The sequence below is a fragment of the Candidatus Hydrogenedentota bacterium genome (assembly GCA_019695095.1).
In the GTDB taxonomy this organism is placed as follows: domain Bacteria; phylum Hydrogenedentota; class Hydrogenedentia; order Hydrogenedentales; family SLHB01; genus JAIBAQ01.
In genome coordinates, this window is the sequence record JAIBAQ010000116.1 from 1 (window position 1) to 18,914 (window position 18,914).

Sequence of the window (18,914 nt, forward strand, 5' to 3'; positions counted from 1 at the left end):
TGGACAAGGGGAGTCCGTACTTGCGGTCCAACGCCGATGAGACTCCCAAGCCGCGCACCAGGCCTTCCAGCTCCGCAGTCTCCGTATGCGTCGTGAACGGATATGCGTGCACGACGAGACTGCCGTCGCGCAGGGCCTTCTCGATCTTCTCCCGCCGCTCCGGGGCTTGCCCCTCGCCGAGGATCTGCGTCATCGGCCAGCCCGACAGGGTCCACACAAACCGCTGGTCTTTCGGTTGCTGCGCGTTCTGCTCGATTGCATCCAAGACGCGGTCCGCCATCTCCGTGCGGTATTCATGCACGACGTCCTGCGCCATCGCCGTGTACCCGATATCGAAATGCGTCTTGTAGACAATGATCACCGTCTCCGGGGTACCCGCCCACGCAACAACGCCCGGTGCAACGAGCGTGAAGACAACTCCCGCCAGAGATACAAGCGATATCTTCAAACGATGGAACATGATCATTACCGATCCCCCAGTCAATAAATTCCCCGCATCGTGGCTTCAGCCTAGCACATGATTCAACGCGACGGCGATGAACCTTAGGGGGGGTGCCCCCGTGCAATTTGACGGTTCAAGGGGGTGTCCCGGAATAAAGATCTCTCCCGCGGAGGCGCAGAGGCGCAGGGAGCGCGCGTTGGTTACAGGTTCTCGGGCTTGGAGGTTGGGTTTGAGAAATTCAACCACCGATGAACACCGATGCACTCCGATTGTCAGAGAGCCGAGCCTGGGTCCGGAGACTATGTCACAACACGGGAGACTATTCGGTCGTTAGCTGACTCAAGTGCCGGCGGACAGAGCTCTGGCTCTCGTGTGTAACACCTCATAGATATGCGCGAGTTTGTTGCACTGGGTTGGAGCGGCGGAGTGGGGAAGGGGAGACCATTCGGTCGTTAGCCGACAGGTGTGTCGGCGGAGTGGCTGGGTCAGGAGACCCCGCCACAACACGGGGAAGAAAGATCTTTCGCGCAGAGGCGCAGAGGCGCAGGGAGCGCAGGGAGCGCAGGGAGCGCACGTTGGTTGCAGGTTCTCGGGCTTGGAGGTTGGGTTTGAGAAATTCAAGCACCGATGAACACCGATGCACGCCGATTGTCAGAGAGGCTGGGGCGGGAGATTAAGTCGCAACACGGGAGACCATTCGGTCGTAAGGAGCGGCTGGGTCAGGAGACCCCGCCGCAACACGGGTCAGGAGACCCCGCCACAACAGAGCCCGCAGTGCAACGAACTTTCCCTTTATTAATGGAAACGTTGTTATGCGCGTCGTGTTTAGTTGCGCGCGGGATGGATTACGTAACACAGGAGAAGAGTCATGGCTACCGGTACAAATCCGAGGTATGTCGAAGAGTTGCGCATTGGCGGGGGATATGGCGATAGCGCCGATGGCGGGGCGGATTTCGAGAAGGATGGCGATATCGCGACCAATGGCAACCTTGTCGTGGATGGGGATGTCGCGGTGGGGTTGAGCGAGGCGGCGGACCATCGTGTCACAGTGACGGCGGGGGCGTCGAATACGGCGGGAATCGAGTTGAACCAAGCGAACGCGAGCAACGGGGCGTCGCTGCGTTTCTCGGGAGCGGATGGCAAGCTCACGTTGGGCACGCGGAACGGAAGCACGTCGCCGGTGAACGCGTTGGAAGTGGTTAAGGGTTCGTCCAACTTGCGCGTGAACGGGGCCCTGGGCGTCGGGGCCGATCCCGCGGGTGCGGCGCTGGCCGTGCAGTCGTCGCCGGTGACGCGGTCCGTGACGTCCGTGACGCGTTCGAGCTCCACCGCAACGGTGGTGGCCAACAGCCACGGGTTCGCCAACGGGAGCTATGTGACGCTGTCGGGCGCGACGCAGCAGGAGTACAACGGCACGTTCGCGATCACGCTCGTGGACGCGAATACGTTTACCGTGGTCGTGCCGGGGTCACCTGTCACTCCGGCGACGGGGACGATTCAGGCGAAGTCGGCGACGGCGGTCCGAATCGACGAAACGGGCAGCGTGGGTCCGCTGGTCGTGCTTCCTAACACGAGCTTTAGTTACTTGAACCCCGGAACTACGTCGGTGGGCGCGTCGATTGCCAGCCGTCAGAACGGACACCTCAGCGTGGACGTCGCGGGCAACGATGCGCGCGACGCGTTTGCCGTGCGCACCAATTCCGGGACCAGCGGCGCGGCTTTGAATGCCATTCCTTTTGTGGTGAACTGCGCGAACCGCGTGGGCATCAACACGAACGACCCCGCCGAGGCGCTCGACGTGAACGGAAATATCCGTCTGACCGGCGACATTACCGTGCGAGGGGGCGACGTGGTGGCGGGCGTGCAAACCAGCATGCGCGGAATTGTCGCGGCCTTGAACGGGGCCGGCGGCAACACGCCGGGTTGCATCAAGCTGGCGTCGCCTAACGGCACGATCTGGTATGTGTTCGTGGAAGACGACGGCACCCTCAAAGTGCACAACGCCTTGCCCACCCAAAACGCGGACGGGGCAGTGGTCGGCACGCAGTATTGAGACACGGGGTCGTTGCCGCGTTATTCAAGCGCTCCGTAGCATGTTGCGAGCAGTTCCGCCGCTTCAAGTTCGGGGAGCGGGTAGTCTTTTACCGTGAGCGTGTTGCCTGCCACTTCTGCTAGCGGAAATCCCGTCCAAGCGCCGTTTACCTTCGCGCGCACGTAGGCTTGCGCATCGGCACTGACCGCAGGCCACGTCGCGGGCGGTTGCGTCGCGAGTGTGAGGTGTGAGTCGTCTTGACGCGATGCGTTGCCGGCGAATTGGGCCGGGCCATTTTCGAGACCTCTGCCGTGGTATAGGAGTGCCGTTGCGCCGACGCTGAGGGCGTGTGGTGGAGCGCCCTCGGCGATGCGCACCACGGCAAAGGTTCCCTGAAAGCGAATCCCGTCGACTTCACCGGGCGCGTCGAAATCGTTGAAGACGTAATAGACGCCGAAAGACGTTTCGATTTTCGCGGCCACCGCGCGCGGTCCTGCTTCAGGTACGTCTAGGCGGATCGCTTGCGTAATCGGAAATGCGTTCGCGTCGGCGGCAGGCTCGTGGATGGCGAAGTACGTGCTCGTGAGGTTGTCGCCTTCGCGCACGGCGTCGAGATAGCGCGCGCGGCGTCCGGCTTCTTTGATCTTCCGCTGCGCCGGGCCGTTGGATGCCTCGACGCGGTTGCACGGAGACAGCATCCACATGCGGTAGGCCCCTTCTGCATCGCGCCACGTCGCTTGCCACGCATCGCCATCCGGCGTTGCGGCGCGCACGTCACGCAGGCCGAAAATGTCTTCTCGGGCGAGACTGGCTCCGACTTGGGGCAGTTGCGGTTCGGGAGGCATGGTCACGCCGGTGACTGACAGCGATGCGTCGGCGGTGTCGCTGGCCGCGTACTCCGTGCAGATGCGAAATGCGTGCTTCTTACCGCCTGACGCGCGGAAGAGATCGACGACAAACGTTTTCTCGTCCGGGCCTTTGATGAGCACAACGCGACGGCGGTATTCGGTGCATTGCGCATAGGCATTCGATGTGGCTTCCACGACCGAGGCCATTGGCGAGGTGGCCATAAACGAAAACTCCGCGATACGGTCCTTGGCGCGCTGCGCCGCATCATCAACGACGATGAGGTTGTGGCTCTCCGTTGAATGTATCCATGAGTTGACGGGCATGTCGCCGACGTATCCGAGGTCATCCAACACGGCGCGGCCATTCGCGCGGTAGAAGAGCGCGAGGTTGTCGGTGTGGCGATGGCCGCCGCTGGGATTGAAAGGCAGGGCGAGCGTGGCCGGGGTCTTCGAAGAGCCGTGACGCAAGACCGCTGTCTGCCAAGCGGGGAAACACGTTTCCGGCAAAGCGAGTCCGGTATCCTTCTGAAGCGCGGACTCCTCCAGGTTAAACAGCGCATACTCCGTCATGTTCGCCGCGCCCAACGCAGGCAAGGTTCCTTCGAAGAGGTCGGGGTAGTGGCGCAGTCCCATCTGCGGCAACGACACCGACGGTTTTGCGCCGGAATTGGTGTCGCTCAAAGGGAGATAGGTTCCTTCCGACGATAGGGTCCAGAGGACCGCGCGATACATCAGCTTCAGTTTCGGATCGCTGGTGTAATAATCGACGGGCGCGCGGCCGGTCTGGGCCGCATCCGGCCACACGAAACCGTGCAGCGTTTCGGGAACATCCAGGAGGCTGCCCAGGTACATGTTGTTGTACGCGGGGCTTTCCACACTGAAGCCGTCGTAATTGAAGGAGGCGTCGCGCACGCGCTCGTAGCCGGTCAAGGCCGTAACGGCCATCTCGGTGATGCCGAGGCACTTCGCGACGGAGGCCATGGCCGAATAGACACGGGGCGACTTGTTGTTGTAGATGTCCGCCTTGTTCGCGCCGCCAAGATAAGGTTCGGCTCCCATGGTGTATTCGAGCAGGAGATCGCGTTCGACGATCGTGCGGTCGGCGACACTCCACACGGGTGCGCCCGTCGCATCCGCGGCGGTGCAGGTAAGGTCGTAGGCCTCGCACAGGAAAGAGAGATTGCCTATGCCGTCCGTACTCGGGTGCGCGCGGCCCGCGCCCCAGAAGTCGCGCAACATGGCGGCCTTCTCGACCGAGTCCTTCGCGTAGGCGTCTTCACACAAGTGCCGCTTCCATTCGATGGGCAGCGACCGGTCGTGCCATGCCGCGTACATGGGGTCGCAGTCGGCGTAGGTGTCCCAATAGTCGCGGTACGGCCAGTTGCGGTAACAGCGGGCGTAACGGACCAGGATGTCGCGCGTGGCCGCCGCGTAACGCACGTCGCCCGTGAATGCGTAGGCAAACGCCGTGCTGCGGGCAGCACCGATCATGAATCCGATCTTCCGCTCACGGATGAACCCCGTGAAGCTGACGTGAATGGGATGGCCCACCCAATGCCAGGCGAGTTTGCCGGAGCGGTCATCGGGGTTGGCGCGTTCTGCGTCGTTGAGGTAATAGCCGATGCGCCTTCCCAAGCGGGGCAACTCGAGGGTCGCGGATTCGGGGAAGGCGGGATCGGGGTAGGCTTGGCCGCATTCGGCGCACTTCAGTGTATCCGGCTCTTTGTACGACCACTGCGCCAGGGTATGCCCAACGGCTTCCTGACTCTTAACGCCCACGCATTTCGGGCACGTGAATCCGTATCCGTTGGCGGGCGCTTCCTCGGGGATCATCGAGTCGATCCATCCCGAGGGCTGGGAGATGACGTAGGACGCAATCGAGAGCTGCGAGTCGAGCCACTTCGTTGCGCGTTCATTCGATTCGGTGGCCGCGCGCGCTCGCGCGATGCTGTCCGGTAGATAGAGCACGGGGTGATTCACCGTGGCGCTGTGCGCGAGAAGGGCGTCTTTGCGGCGCTCGATTTCTTCGCGAAATGCGCGTTCCTGTTCCGAGACTCCCGGCGATTGCCAGGGCATCAAGGCTGCGCCGCGTGTTACCGCGCGCACATACTCCGTTTTGCGCGATTCGAGAGTTGGATCCTGGGCAGTCGCAGCCGTCTGAATCAGAAACGTTGCGAGCAGGACGGCAATGGAGCCTTGCACGAAGCGCGGCATGTCTTCTCCCCATATTCGGTGGATGATTCCCTGGTCACCGAAAGCTAGCAGATCGGGCGCTAAAACGCTACCATGACGCGAGTTCGGCGTGGGGAACAACGCGTGGAGTGTAGCGAGCCATGAAACATGTTGGGGCAGGCATTCTCATTATGCTAATTGCGGGGCTTCCGGCGGCGGGGCAGACGCCCGCGGATTCGGAAGTGTTCAAACGTGTTTTTGGCATCTCACGTTTTCTTCCTGTCGATCTCGTCGAGCAAGCACAAAAACTTCCCGCCGGGGAAAAACTCAAGCGAGACACCAATAACGACGGGAAGACGGACGAAATCTGGTATTTCGACACCGACAAGCGCCACACGATTTCGCCATTGCTGGTGCGCGTGGTCGATGAAGACGGCGACATGGACGCGATGCAGCGCGGCGATCTCGATTCGGATATCTATTTCTGGGACCACCGTGCCGATGGTTACATCGATTGCGTGACGGATTATCAGGACGACGACAAAGACGGCGACCTCGATCAGATGGGTATCTTCTACGACAAGAAGTGGCCCGACGAGAAGGACGACATCACCGTATGGTGGGCCGTTGATGTTGGTGACGACAACATGCTTTGGTTTGACGTCAACGGCAACTACGACCAGCCGCTCTGTCAATGGCGCACGCATTTCAGCGGCGACGAGCTCTTCTATCAGTTCCGCCTTGCGGAAGGCGACGCGACGTGGATGAGCATGTGGGAAGACCCGTTTGGATTTTACGATGCGGACGACGACCGGTGCAGCGAAACGGTCGTGCGCATCAGCGCCAAGGGCACAGAAGTGGAGAACCTTCGCTACAGCATCGACGCCGACGACGACGCCAAAGGCCGTAGCACGCACAACTACGATTTCAGTATTACCGCGTTTCCCGGCGAAGGCGGAATGACGCTCGGGCCTGAATATTCGGAGACGATGAAGGTCCGCGGTATCGAAACGTCGCCGGTATTGCCGTGGAGCAAGACGCGCGAGTTCGCGCTGAATGCACCTTGGGGCAAGGCCATGCTTACATGGGACGAACTTAACAGCAACACCGACGGCAACGTCGATCAAGATCCGAACGAACGCTGGGAAGGTGTGCTTAACCACGCATCGAAAAACGGCGATTTCGCGCAGGTGGGCGGCCCGCCGTGTTCGGCATTTAACAAGCGCGTCGAGGTCTCGGATAAGCCCGCATCGCCGCTGCAACTCTATTTCAATCCGCGCGATAAACGCTTCCACTTGTTGGGAGCCAAATACGGCTACCTGGATGTCGACTACAATCTCGACGGCGTAGCGGATGCGGCCTACACATGGGCCGACGACGATGGCGACGGCATGTTCGATACACGCACGGCGGACCTCAACGCCGACGGTACACCCGAATGGACGCAACTGTTAAAGGGCAAAAATGCACCGAACAAGTTGTATCCGCCAACCTTTGAAGACCTCGTACCGAAGTACCGCGAGTCACTTCTTGATACGGTGGGGACGAGTCAAGGGTTTGTCGATCTTGCGCTGGCGATTCTCGGCGCTTCGCCCGCCGATGTCTCGAGTGTCGTCCAGTATTATGCCGGACCGCTAGCCGGTTACCATCCCGAATGCGAGATTGGGCTCACCATCCAAAACACGCCCGGCGGCGCGCGTCTCTATGTGGACCTCGTTCGCGATCGGTTGTTTGCGCATCTCCGGGCCAAACTCGCCTCCGACTCGAAGTGGCCCGGGGTGGAGGAAGCATACTGGGACGGCCGATACCTAGACGCCACTGTGGGGCTCGAGGCGTTCCTCGATCCTGCCCTTGTGAAAAGCGCATACGAACACCCGTTCGTCATGAACGGACGCTCGTTATCGCGAAGCATGTCGATCATGGAGCCAGCGGGAACCTACAACAACTCGCTTGCCTCATTGCCTGTCGAAGCTCTCAAGAGTGTGCGCCCCGATTTCAATCCGCGCAACTGCGTGGTGGTCAACGGCAACTACTGGCTTGCATGGCGGCCCATTCCGCATCAGGTAGACGATTGGGACTTTGACGGAGTGGAGAAGGTTATCTTTCCGTTCGATCAGCGACGTAGCGAAGAGCGTATGATTGTTATCTTCTATGAGCCCGAAGGCGAAGTTGCGCCATCGTATCCGGCGCTGACGCGCGCGGTGCTTGATACGCCCGCCTATGTCGCTTGGGAGTCCGACGCGGGAGCCTATCGATTCTACACGGGGCAATTCGACTTCTTTGGCAAACACGAGTCGCGGCTGTTGCCACGGCCCGAGCGCCTGCTCTATCCCACGTCTAAAGATGTGAATTACCATGCCGAGCAGCCGTGGGGCATGGATGCGTTGCACGTGAACAAGACGAGCGGTCTCGGCGGACTCACGCTGTATATTGGAGATAAGGAGTATCCAATCCAAAGCCCGGCCGGCGAGGGCCATGTGAAATTCGAGCACCGCGTGCTGGGTGCGGGGCCGGTGCGCGCGGCTGTGGAGATCGTCGCGAAGAATGTGATTCCTGAGTCGCCCGAGATGGATGTTGTCTTGCGTTGTTACATCTACGCTACGCATCCGGAGACTATGATCGATGTCCGTCTTCCCAAAGGCCTCGGAGACGCGAAGATCGCCCCTGGTCTTCTGAAACTTGCCGAAGAGAAACGTTTCTCGGACATGGGTCTCGGCTGCATGGGAACCTGGGGTAGGCAAGACGACGACATCGGCGAAATAGGACTGGCGGTGATGGTTCCCCCTGGGTTGGTGCAGGGCCTAATCGATTTGCCCGACGAGCAACGTTTGAAGTGCTCGCTCCTCGACCTTCAAACCTTCAACTTCCGCTATTGGATCATTGGCACGTGGCGCCGTGGTATGCAATACCCTATCGCACCCGACGCAAGCACGTGGGAAAGCATGCTCAAAGAAGTTGATCGCCACACTCTCGACTAGGAACTTATTCGTGGATGGTCTTCGTACCTGGCGGGGCCGCTGCTTCCTCAATTCATAGGACGGATCTGTCGGATCGGACCGATCCGTCCTATTCGGAAATAGCAGCACCCTGGTGCGTTCTAGGGCAGTGTGATCTCGCGTCCGGTCCGGCTCGATTCGTAGGCGGCTTCGGCGACGGCGACGGATTGGCGGCCGTCCCAGCCGGTGCCGCCGTAGCCTTCGCCCGCGTGGACGGCGTCAACGAGGCGTTGGATAATGGCGGCGTAGGTTTTTAGCCGGACCGGATCGAGAAATCCTTTACCGGCCCAATCAATGGGTTCCTGTTTCGCCACGACTTCCCAGGGGCCGCCATCGCGCGTCACGCGGAGCTCGCCGTACCAATCCGAATCGATGTTGCCGCGTTCGCAGACAACCTGCGTCGCGCCGCCGGTGCGCGGTATGCCGGGGGCTGGCACTTCGAACGAGCAGAAGATGGTGCAGACCGTGCCGTCCGCAAGTGTGAGCACGAGATCTGAGGTGCTGTCCACGGAGTATTGGGGATCGAAGCTGCGGAGTTTCGCGAAGACTCGCGCGACCTCCTTGCCAGTGAACCATCGTACCTGATCGATGTTGTGAATGCCGTGTCCCATGAGCACGCCAACGTTTTCGGGCAATAGCTGCCATTGGGGCGTGGTCTTCATGCCGTTGGGCACGATCTGAATGTTGTGCATCGAATACAGGCGGCCCAGTTCGCCCGATTGAATCATCCTGCGAGTTTCGATGTTGCAGGTCCGTTCGCGCTGTGTGAAGGTGATCTCGCAGCGGAGTTCCTTCTCTTTGCATGCTTCAAGGATTTCGTCGCAAGCGGCCGCCGTGGTGGCCATGGGTTTGTCAATGACAATGTGTTTGCCTGCCTGGGCAGCGGCAAGACCTTGGGGTCCGTGCAGCGCGTGCGGCGTGGCGATGCATACCGCATCCACGTCTGAGCGCGCGAGCAATGCCTCAACGGAAGGCTCTGAGGCGACGTTGTATTCTGAAGCAAGTTGTTGCGCGCGTGTTCCGCCCGCTACCGCGACGAGTTTCGCGTTCTTGACCTGTGTTGCGAGCGTTCGGGCATAGGTCTGCCCCATGAAACCCGCGCCGATGATTCCGAATCCCAAGCAACGTTTGTCGTTCGCCATGATTCCAGCACTCCCCCGGAAAATCGTTGTCTCACTCTATTCGCAGCATCCTAGCCCGCAATTTGCACCGGCGCAACTGAGTACTGGTTGAGCGCGCCTTCCGCTTGACGTATAACGGTGCGCGAGTCTTTCAACGTGGGAGTGCCTGTCATGATTCGGAAAACGCGAGCGCTTGCAGCAGTTGTGTGCGTCATTCTGCTTACGCCTTCTTTCGCACATGCGTGGAGAGGTTTTGTGTGGGATGAGTGGTTGTCGATTACGAAGGCCGCCAAGCCGGAAGTAACGAGTCCGCAGGCGGGACACCATGAGCTGCTGCCGCTTCTCAAGACGGCGTTCGATTCCGAGAAGGCGATTGCCACGACCGGTGAGTGGGAGGCCAAACGGGAGAGCATCAAGACAGTACTGCAAGCATTCTTGGGCACTCCGGGGACAATTGAACGGCCTCAGCCGAAGGCGGTCGAGGTGGGCCGCGAAGACATGGGCAGTTACGAACGCATACATCTGCGCATCGCGGGGGAACCGAACGACGACATCCCTGCGTATTATCTGCGTCCGAAAAAGTTGGCGAGTGCGAATTCGCCGGTGATGATCGTCTTGCATCAGACGCAAGCGCCCGGAAAGCAGGAAGCGTGCGGCGTGACCGGCGACCCGGACATGGCGTTTGCGAAAGAGTTGGCCGAGCGCGGCGTGGTGTGTATCGCCCCGGACGCGATCGGATTCGGCGAGCGCATCCCCGAAGGTGGTGAACCCTACGACAACGCAATCGAGTTGTTCCGCAAGCACCCAACGTGGTCGTTCTTTGGAAAGATGAATTGGGACATTGCCCGAGTGATCGATTATCTCGAGACGTTGCCCGAAATTGACGCTAACAGGATCGGCGTTATCGGGCATTCGCACGGGGCTTACGGTTCGATCATGGCGGGGGTGTTCGAACCGAGGATTAAGCTTGTGATGGCGAGTTGCGGGTTCACAACGCTGCGGTCCGATCCGCGGCCCGACCGCTGGAGTCACCTCACCGCGTTGTTTCCGTATCTGGGATTCTATGTTGAGGACATCGATCAAGCGCCTTTCGATTGGCACGAGATTATTTCATGCCTCGCGCCAAAGCCTTATTTCAATTGGGCGACGTTGAACGACGACATCTTCCCGAATACGGATAATCTGAAAGACGTATATGAGCAAGTCGGCCAGGTCTACGCGCTCTACGGCAAGCAGGGGTCGTTTGTTGGCAAGCTGGGGCCGGGCAAACATCGTTTCCCGCCTGAGGTCCGGCACGAAGCCTACGCATGGATTGAGCAGCAGTTTAATGCGATGAAATAGGCGGCGCGTGTGTCATGAAGCTTTCCCGCGTCCTACAGCCTGCCTTGGTGTCATGCTGAGCAAAGCGAAGCATCTGGCTTAAAAACAGGACGGTCCATTTCCAGATGCTTCGCTTTGCTCAGCATGACATGAGGTAAGGTTTCCGGTTCTGGGGTTGACGCTACAATTTTGTCTTTTGCGTGAGGCGATCCAGTTTGAGACCCAGCCACGCGGCCTTGAAGAAGTTCGCGATTCCCTCAGAGAAGAGCGCATCAATGATCTTCGTGAACAGCGCGTACTTCTCGGGCGAATAGGGATACCAATGGGGTTCGCTCTTGTTGCTTTGCTTGTCGACCAAGATGGACTTGATGTTGCAGAAGGAATACAGGCCAAGCTGCCCCTTGTAACGGCCAAACCCACTGTCCTTTACACCGCCGAATGGCAAGGCACCGTTGCCTTGCGTGGCGAGCGCGTTGTTGATGGACACGTTACCCGTGTCCAGTGCGCGCGCAACGCGATCGGCGCGCTCGAGATCGGCGGACCATACGCTTGCGCTGAGACCGTACGGAGAATCGTTTGCAAGGCGTATCGCTTCTTCTTCCGTCTTGAACTTCGCAACCGACAAGACGGGGCCGAAGGTTTCTTCCACGTGCACCTGCATGGAATTGTCCGCATCGGTGACGATAGTCGGCGGAACCATGTGTCCGTCGCGTGTTCCGCCCAATGCGATGGTCGCGCCCTTTTCGCGGGCTTCCGCGAGCTGTTGTTCCACCGTATCGACCTGGAACGAAGCGGTCATGATGCCAACGTCGATGTTGCCGTTATCGGCATCGGTGCCCGCGGACTTGCTGACACGAAGCTTGCTGGCCTTGTCTTTTAGCGTGGCAACAAAGCGGTCGTAGATGCGTTCCTGCACAAAGATGCGCTCGATGGAGGTGCACGTTTGCCCCGCGTTGACGTAGCCGCCCCACAGCGCCCCGTTCACGGTGCGGTCAATGTCGACGTCGTCAAAAACGATCATCGGGTCCTTGCCGCCCAGCTCCAGTTCCACGGGGATTAGATGGTTTGCGGCCTGCGCCATCACCTTCTTGCCCGCGCCGACGCTTCCCGTGAAACAGATCTTGCGCGGTTTGGCGTCGATGAGTTTGTTGCCGGTGACGCGGCTTCCGTAGACGACCTGCAGGGCGTTCTTCAAGAAGCCTGAGTTGTCGAGGATGTCTTCGTACACACCCTTGAGCGGCGTGTAGCTTGACGGTTTCAGGATGACGGAATTGCCCGCCACCAAGGCGCAGATGATGGGATGGAAGCTCAACAGGAACGGATAGTTCCACGGCGAGATGATAAGCACGATTCCCATGGGTTCAAAGTAGATCTTCGATTTTCTGCCGAGCAGATAGATCGGAGTGTAGACCGCCTGGTCGGCGAGCGTCTTCTCGGCGGTCTTATCGTAGTAGGCGATGAGGTCAAGTAGCGCGTAGATTTCCAGAAGCAGGGCGTCCGTTTTGCACTTGCCCGTTTCTTCACAGATGCGCGCGACGATGCGTTCCTTGTTCGCAACAATGTAGTCGCGGAGTTTCCGGATTTCGTCCAGGCGTTGCCGGACGGACATGCTTTTGAGCGTATCGAAGGCAGCGCGGGCGTTGCCGTAGATGGCCGCGACCTCTTCGTCCGAGTATTCCTTCAGCGTGTAAAGGACGTTGCCGTTGCGCGGATTCCTGACCGGTACTTCTTCCATGTTTCTGCCCTCGTGCATCGCATCCACCCTTTGTCGATGCCGGACAAACGCACCCCCGCGTTTGGCGACCCAGGCGGATGCTTCCCCCATCCCCGCAAACGTACCGTGCTGGAGCTACGTTGCACACTGAAGATACCGGCAATCCGCGACGAAACACAAGCAGGAAGGCCGGACGTGTACGCGGGGAATTGGGCGCGCCTTAGGAGAACTGGAGAAGTGAGTGGCCTGAGATGTACTCTGCCCCGAGTAGTGCCGCGAGCAACGGCGGCGTAAGAGGGAGGTGCGGTCATGGCGGGGTCGTTGTCGAGACGTTCGTTTTTTAAAGGTGCCGCGGTGGGCGCGGGGGTATTTGCGCTGAGCCAGGGGGCCTCTGCTCAGGAGAAGCCTATTCAGGGTTTTGAGGATACGAAGAGCAACACCGACACGACGAAGACGTGGGAGCCCGTTTCTGACCGGAAGATCCGGCTCGGTATTGTTGGCTACGGCGTGTGCAAGTTTGGCGCGGCATTCGATTTGCAGAATCATCCCAATGTGGAGGTGGTTGCCGTCAGCGACCTGATTCCCGAACGTTGCGCCGAATTGGCGCAGGTGTGCAAGTGCACGAAGACCTATCCCTCGCTGGAAGAGTTGGTCAAGGACGACGCGATAGAGGCGGTGTTCGTGGCGACGGACGCGCCGAGCCATTGCCAGAACTGCATCGATGCGTTGCAGCACGGCAAACACGTGGCATCGGCGGTGCCCGCGGTGTTCGGATCGCTGGAAGATGCGGATCGGTTGTATGAGGCCGTCAAGAAGTCGGGACTCAATTACATGATGTTCGAGACGTCGGCCTATCACGATGAGTGCTATGCCATGCGCGAGATCTTCAAGGCGGGCGGCTTCGGGAAGATGGTGTATTCGGAGGGCGAGTATTACCACTACATGGACGTTCCCATCGATTCGTACAAGGGGTGGCGCGTGGGTCTGCCGCCTCAATACTATCCGACGCACTCGAATGCCTACTACGTCGCCGTTACCGGCGGGAGCTTCACGGAAGTGTCGTGCATGGGCATTCCGAGCATTATTCCGCACCTGCAACCCGCGAACAATCCCTACGCCAATCCGTATGGCACGGAGATAGCGTTGTTCCGGACGAGCGAAGGCGGCATGGCGCGCATGGCGGTCAGTTGGGACACGCCGGGCTCGGGCGGCGAGATGGGCCGCGTACGAGGCGAGCGCGGTTCGATGGCCGGCGTGAACTTCGAGGGCCTTGAGAAACCTGCTGTGAATATAGTGAAACCGCCCCTGCCGCCGACGGTCACGCCTGGCGGTCACGGTGGTTCGCACGGGTATCTCTGCAACGAATTCATCACGTCGATACTTCAGGCTCGCACGCCGCTGGTAAACATTGCGTGGGCGCTGAACATGACGGTTGCGGGAATCGTGGCGCACCAGTCGGCGATGAAGGGCGGAGAACTTCTCAAGATTCCGCAGTACACGCTGTAGGGACCTCTCTGCACACTAACGAGGTGAGACGCCGTGTGGGGGCTTGGGTATAGTGAGGACACGATGCCAGACGAGTTAGAAGGGAAGGCTGACGACGTCCTCGGAGAGGAATTGCGCGTAGAGGTACAACCTACGGAGAAGGTCGTCAAGACTGCCATCTTCTCCGTTGCTTGTGTTTGGGTAGTCTCTCTGACTTTTGACCTGTTTATAGTTCTGAGCCAACGTTTTGGCAGCATTTGGGTTCACGAGCACTACTTTTGGGCGATAATCCAGTTGGTCGGCTATCGCACTCTGCTTACACTATTTGTGGCCCAAGTTTTGACAAACCTCTAAAACGCGCACACAACACGGTTCTACAATAGGGGACTTGTTTTTTGGGCGCCTCCTGAAACCACCGCAAGTAATACTTTGGTCGGACATTGTACGCGTGAAGTGTCGCGGTTTCGGTCTGCCGGTAGTCCTTTGGACGGAAGCGCGCAAGAAGGCAATCATTCTGCCGATGCTTTTTGCAGAGCGCAAGGATGCCTATCGCTTGGTGGCCAAGCACCTGCCCGCGGCCGTAATGGCGTCACGGGGGGCGCGAACGCTAAATGAAATCAGCAAGTGGAAGTGATTTCGTCTCCGAAAAGTGAGCGGCGGCTGAGCTGTGTCCAGTTTGGAAGGGCTCCTATATAGCCTGACGTCACGATCCGTCCGTGATATCCTTTTGCAGTCCTTTCCCTGTCCGCTTTACCGTGCAGGCATATTCCCGACCGAGCTTGGCCTGCAAAATGGACTCCTCCGAGTCTTTGTGTACAACAATTTGCCTGATTGGGGCTATACACCGATAGTCAATCGTGTATACTTACTATATCGGATAACTTATACACGGAGTGGGTGACTACACGCGCTTGAGCAGAAGCAGCCGCCAAGGGCCGGGCTTTTAGGTTTTGTTTGTTCTTCGGGGGCGCACAGTTCAAAGGAGAACATCATGCTGGGTACAGTGGTTCGACTGGAGTGTATTCTGCTGGTACTAGGAGGGTTATGCGCCGCTTGCCTTAGCGCCAAGGCGGACTTCGGTTTCAGTGCGCCTGCCGCATTGGATGCGAACGCAGCCACCGACTCCACCCTTGACGGCGAGCCTCAAATAACAACAGATGGTGCAGGCCATTGGGTGGCCGTGTGGTCAAAGAATGACCGCGTAGGAATAATCGGAGGATATCGCGAAATCCTGGTATCGCGCTCCACAGATAATGGCGTGACCTGGACCGCCTCCACCGCGCTGGATCCGGATGCCGCTTCGGACCGAAGTGACTACTCATTCCCCCAAGTGTCTACGGACAATGCGGGCCACTGGGTAGCTGTGTGGAGTTCAGGAGAATGGAGCGATATTCTGCTCAGGACAGACGGCGATATACTTGTATCGCGCTCAACGAACAACGGGCTGACCTGGAGCCCGCCCGCCGCGTTGAATATCAACGCGCCTGTTGACTTTGGTGGTGACGTTGCGCCTCAGATAGCGACAGATGGCGCGGGGCATTGGGTGGCCGTGTGGCAGTCATGGGAGACTCTGGGGGAGGTAATTGGAGTTGATCTTGACATTCTGGTATCGCGCTCGACGGATAACGGACTGACTTGGAGCTACCCCGCAGTGCTGAATACGAATGCGGGCTACGATGTGGGAGAGGATTGGTATCCGCAAATAACGACAGACAAAATGGGCCACTGGGTTGCAGTGTGGCATTCATCCGACACACTGGGGGGGGCGATCGGAGACGACTATGACATTCTGGTGTCACGCTCAACGAACAACGGGCTGACCTGGAGCCCGCCCGCTGCGCTCAACGCCGACGCGGGCAGTGATTGGAATACTGATATCGATCCCCAAGTTACGACGGACGAATTGGGCAACTGGGTAGCAGTGTGGTCGTCGGGTGATTTTCGTGCCTTTGATTACGACATTAAGGTGTCGCGTTCGACGGACAATGGGGTGACCTGGACGCCGCCCGCCACGCTTAATGCCAACGGGGCCAATGATTCCGGCGATGACTGGAATCCTCAGGTGACAACGGACAAAGCGGGAACCTGGGTAATTGTATGGGACACATACGATTCGTTGAGCGGAGCGATTGGTATTGATGGTGACATTCTGGTATCGCGCTCAACGGACGATGGGGAGACCTGGACCCCTCCCGTCGCACTTAACACCAATGCAGCTTTCGATTCCGGCAGAGACTGGGGCTCGCAGGTGACAACGGACAACGCAGGCCACTGGGTGGCCGTGTGGTCCTCGTTTGACACGTTAGAGGGAACAATCGGATCGGACGAGGACATTCTTTTCGCGGTGAGTTCCACGATGAGCAATTCCCCACCACGGGTCATCATCGGCACGCCTTCGATCTCCAACCCGGACACAATAGTGTTCACGGTTACCTACAGGGGCGCAACCGTGATCACTCTGAGCGCGGCGGACATAGACTTGCATACGACAGGCACGGCGACCGGTACGGTGAATGTGAGCGGTAGCGGTTCGGTGCGCATCGTGACGATTTCTAACCTTGCAGGCGACGGCACACTAGGTATTTCTATAGCAGCAGACACTGCGACCAATGTATGGGGCATAAGTGCCCCTGCCACGGGAGTCAGCCTTTTGGTCTTGATAGCGTCGGGCGTGCCCGCAGTTCCGCTTCGCTGGTGGCCGCTTGCACTGTTGCTGCCCCTATTCGGTTGGTGTGCCTATCGGGTGCAGAGGGCGAATCACGGAGCGGAAGAAGACAGCTAAGCGGCCAGAAGAGTACTAAGTGAGTCCGCTTCTTTTGCAATCCTTTCCCTGTCCGCTGTACCATGAAGGCACATTCCCAGCCGAACGTGGCCGGTGATATGCATACCTCCGGGTCTTGGTACGCAGCCATTTCCTTGTTCGGGGGATTGATTTATCTGCGGGACGGCCGTTGGCCGTCGTTGTTCTTTTAACCCAGTCTGGAAGAATCATGAGAAGAAACATCGTTCATATGGGGGCGGGCAGCCTCAGTTACGAGATACGCGAGATCGTGAGCGTGGCCCATCAGATTCGCAGCATGGGACGCGAGATATCCTGGGAGAACATCGGCGACCCCGTGCAAAAGGGAGAGGCCGTTCCGGACTGGATTCGGGAAATCGTCCGTGATTTGGTGGACAATCCGACGTCGTGGGCGTATTGCGACACGGCGGGTGTGCCGGAGACGCGCGAGTTTTTGGCGTCGCATGTGAATGCCCGGCCGGGGGGCGTACGCATCACGACGGATGACATCATGTTCTTCAACGGCCTGGGCGACGCGGTGGCCAAGGTGTATGGGTTTCTTCGGCGCGAGGCGCGTATTTTGGGACCGTCGCCGGCATACAGCACGCATTCGAGCGCGGAGGCGGCGCATTCCGGGTATAACCACGTAACGTACAATCTCGATCCGTATAACGGGTGGATGCCGGATGTGGACGATATCCGGAACAAGGTCAAGTACAACGATTCGATCGCGGGTATTTTGTTGCTTTCGCCGGACAACCCGACGGGGGCGGTTTATCCCAAAGAGTTATTGGAGGAGATCGCGCAGATCGCGCGCGAGCATAAGCTGTTCATGATCGCCGACGAAATCTACGTGCACATTGTGTACAACGGCGAGCCGCGGCTGCACATGAGCGAATGGATTGGGGACGTGCCCGCGATTGCGATGCGGGGAATCAGCAAGGAGTATCCGTGGCCGGGGTCGCGTTGCGGTTGGCTCGAGATTCTGAACAAGGGCAGGGATGAGAATTTCGCAACGTATGTGAACAGTCTGCTTGCGGCCAAGCGGCTGGAGGTGTCGTCGACGACGCTGCCTCAGATGTCGATTCCCAAGGTGATGGGCGATCCTCGGTTCATTCCGCATTTGGAACGCCGTGAAGCGATGTTCGATGCGCGCGCGGATGAAGCCATGAAGGCGTTTGCGGACTGCGATTTGGTGATTTGTAACAAGCCGGGCGGGGCGTTCTACTTTACAGTCATGTTCAAGCCGGGCGTTCTCAACAACAATCAGACGTTGCATATCGAAAACCCGGTAATCCGTGAGCGTATCGAGGCATTGGTTCAGAATGTCGCTCCGGACAAGCGGTTTGTCTATTACCTCATGGGGGCGACGGGTATTGTGGTGGTGCCGTTGACGGGCTTCCAGTGTACGCATGACGGATTCCGCATGACTTTGCTGGAAACTGACAATGCCAAGCGCGCGTGGATCTTCAAGACGCTGCGGGAGTCGATTGAGCAGTACGTGAATTCGTAGGCGTGGGGGCGTGAGACTGGAGACATTCGGTCGCGTGCCGACAAGTGTGTCGGCGGAGTGGTCCGCCACGGCGGATCAGGAGGCCCTGCCACAACACGGAGTGTGGCTGAGAATAGGTCAACCACGAATCACGCGAATCACACGAATGAAGTGAGATAATCACGCCCTCGCCGTGCGTCATTCGTAATCCACGGCGTAAACCGCGCCGCGCTCGGGGATCGGCGGTCGTCTTATTTTCAAGCCAGATCCTTCGTCCGCCGGGGGCGGACTCAGGATGACATTGGCGGTGGGGGTTGGAGACCGGTCGCGGGGATGAGCATCGCTGTCGCGCGCGGAAAACAGACCGTGTGAGTTAGTCTCGCCCCTACAGGGCTCTTGTTAGTTTATGGCGGGTACCTGGGGTTTCGATTCGCGTCGGTGACGCGAATCTCACCCCAGGCTAGAGTCTGCAGTGCCTACGGCACTCAAGAGAAAAGGCTGTTCGCTTGGCTC

Annotated in this window: 12 protein-coding genes; 8 read left to right on the top strand and 4 right to left on the bottom strand. The window is 59.0% G+C overall.

The window, feature by feature from the left end; translation table 11 throughout:
- The coding region (locus K1Y02_17415) for a hypothetical protein (protein MBX7258144.1) at positions 1-466 on the bottom strand (466 nt) is incomplete at its 3' end.
- An 844-nt stretch (positions 467-1,310) separates the two neighbouring features.
- On the opposite strand from K1Y02_17415, the gene K1Y02_17420 reads away from it, so the two are divergent.
- Positions 1,311-2,495 carry a hypothetical protein gene (locus K1Y02_17420; GenBank protein MBX7258145.1) on the top strand — a complete coding sequence of 395 codons (1,185 nt, stop codon included), beginning with the start codon at positions 1,311-1,313 and terminating at the stop codon, positions 2,493-2,495.
- A 20-nt stretch (positions 2,496-2,515) separates the two neighbouring features.
- On the opposite strand, the gene K1Y02_17425 is transcribed toward K1Y02_17420, so the two are convergent.
- A complete protein-coding gene (locus tag K1Y02_17425; protein ID MBX7258146.1) occupies positions 2,516-5,536 on the bottom strand; it encodes a heparinase II/III-family protein in 3,021 nt (1,006 codons plus the stop codon).
- Positions 5,537-5,655: 119 nt separating this feature from the next.
- Between K1Y02_17425 and K1Y02_17430 the strand changes: the two genes are divergently transcribed.
- On the top strand, positions 5,656-8,472 hold the full coding sequence (locus tag K1Y02_17430) for a DUF4861 domain-containing protein (protein MBX7258147.1): 2,817 nt from the start codon (positions 5,656-5,658) through the stop codon (positions 8,470-8,472).
- Between the two features lie 119 nt (positions 8,473-8,591).
- On the opposite strand, the gene K1Y02_17435 is transcribed toward K1Y02_17430, so the two are convergent.
- Entirely contained in the window at positions 8,592-9,632 is a 1,041-nt protein-coding gene (locus tag K1Y02_17435) for a Gfo/Idh/MocA family oxidoreductase (GenBank protein ID MBX7258148.1), read from the bottom strand.
- A 150-nt stretch (positions 9,633-9,782) separates the two neighbouring features.
- On the opposite strand from K1Y02_17435, the gene K1Y02_17440 reads away from it, so the two are divergent.
- Positions 9,783-10,952, top strand: a complete 1,170-nt coding sequence (locus tag K1Y02_17440; protein ID MBX7258149.1) for an alpha/beta fold hydrolase — start codon at positions 9,783-9,785, stop codon at positions 10,950-10,952.
- 160 nt (positions 10,953-11,112) lie between these two features.
- On the opposite strand, the gene K1Y02_17445 is transcribed toward K1Y02_17440, so the two are convergent.
- Positions 11,113-12,666, bottom strand: a complete 1,554-nt coding sequence (locus K1Y02_17445) for an aldehyde dehydrogenase family protein (GenBank protein MBX7258150.1) — start codon at positions 12,664-12,666, stop codon at positions 11,113-11,115.
- Positions 12,667-12,954: 288 nt separating this feature from the next.
- On the opposite strand from K1Y02_17445, the gene K1Y02_17450 reads away from it, so the two are divergent.
- From K1Y02_17450 to K1Y02_17470, 5 genes are all read left to right on the top strand, one after another.
- Complete coding sequence (locus tag K1Y02_17450; GenBank protein MBX7258151.1) at positions 12,955-14,151, top strand: Gfo/Idh/MocA family oxidoreductase; 1,197 nt, start codon at positions 12,955-12,957, stop codon at positions 14,149-14,151.
- Between the two features lie 63 nt (positions 14,152-14,214).
- On the top strand, positions 14,215-14,484 hold the full coding sequence (locus K1Y02_17455) for a hypothetical protein (GenBank protein MBX7258152.1): 270 nt from the start codon (positions 14,215-14,217) through the stop codon (positions 14,482-14,484).
- A gap of 94 nt (positions 14,485-14,578) precedes the next feature.
- Positions 14,579-14,764, top strand: coding sequence for a hypothetical protein (locus tag K1Y02_17460; protein ID MBX7258153.1), 186 nt, complete (start codon positions 14,579-14,581; stop codon positions 14,762-14,764).
- Between the two features lie 357 nt (positions 14,765-15,121).
- Positions 15,122-16,912, top strand: a complete 1,791-nt coding sequence (locus K1Y02_17465) for a hypothetical protein (protein ID MBX7258154.1) — start codon at positions 15,122-15,124, stop codon at positions 16,910-16,912.
- A 208-nt stretch (positions 16,913-17,120) separates the two neighbouring features.
- Entirely contained in the window at positions 17,121-18,422 is a 1,302-nt protein-coding gene (locus K1Y02_17470) for a pyridoxal phosphate-dependent aminotransferase (GenBank protein ID MBX7258155.1), read from the top strand.
- Positions 18,423-18,914: the final 492 nt, after the last annotated feature.

Coding starts and splice junctions, on each gene's coding strand:
- K1Y02_17420 (MBX7258145.1), top strand. CDS start 1,311: ATGGCTACCGGTACAAATCCGAGGTATGTCGAAGAGTTGCGCATTGGC.
- K1Y02_17425 (MBX7258146.1), bottom strand. CDS start 5,536: ATGCCGCGCTTCGTGCAAGGCTCCATTGCCGTCCTGCTCGCAACGTTT.
- K1Y02_17430 (MBX7258147.1), top strand. CDS start 5,656: ATGAAACATGTTGGGGCAGGCATTCTCATTATGCTAATTGCGGGGCTT.
- K1Y02_17435 (MBX7258148.1), bottom strand. CDS start 9,632: ATGGCGAACGACAAACGTTGCTTGGGATTCGGAATCATCGGCGCGGGT.
- K1Y02_17440 (MBX7258149.1), top strand. CDS start 9,783: ATGATTCGGAAAACGCGAGCGCTTGCAGCAGTTGTGTGCGTCATTCTG.
- K1Y02_17445 (MBX7258150.1), bottom strand. CDS start 12,666: ATGGAAGAAGTACCGGTCAGGAATCCGCGCAACGGCAACGTCCTTTAC.
- K1Y02_17450 (MBX7258151.1), top strand. CDS start 12,955: ATGGCGGGGTCGTTGTCGAGACGTTCGTTTTTTAAAGGTGCCGCGGTG.
- K1Y02_17455 (MBX7258152.1), top strand. CDS start 14,215: ATGCCAGACGAGTTAGAAGGGAAGGCTGACGACGTCCTCGGAGAGGAA.
- K1Y02_17465 (MBX7258154.1), top strand. CDS start 15,122: ATGCTGGGTACAGTGGTTCGACTGGAGTGTATTCTGCTGGTACTAGGA.
- K1Y02_17470 (MBX7258155.1), top strand. CDS start 17,121: ATGAGAAGAAACATCGTTCATATGGGGGCGGGCAGCCTCAGTTACGAG.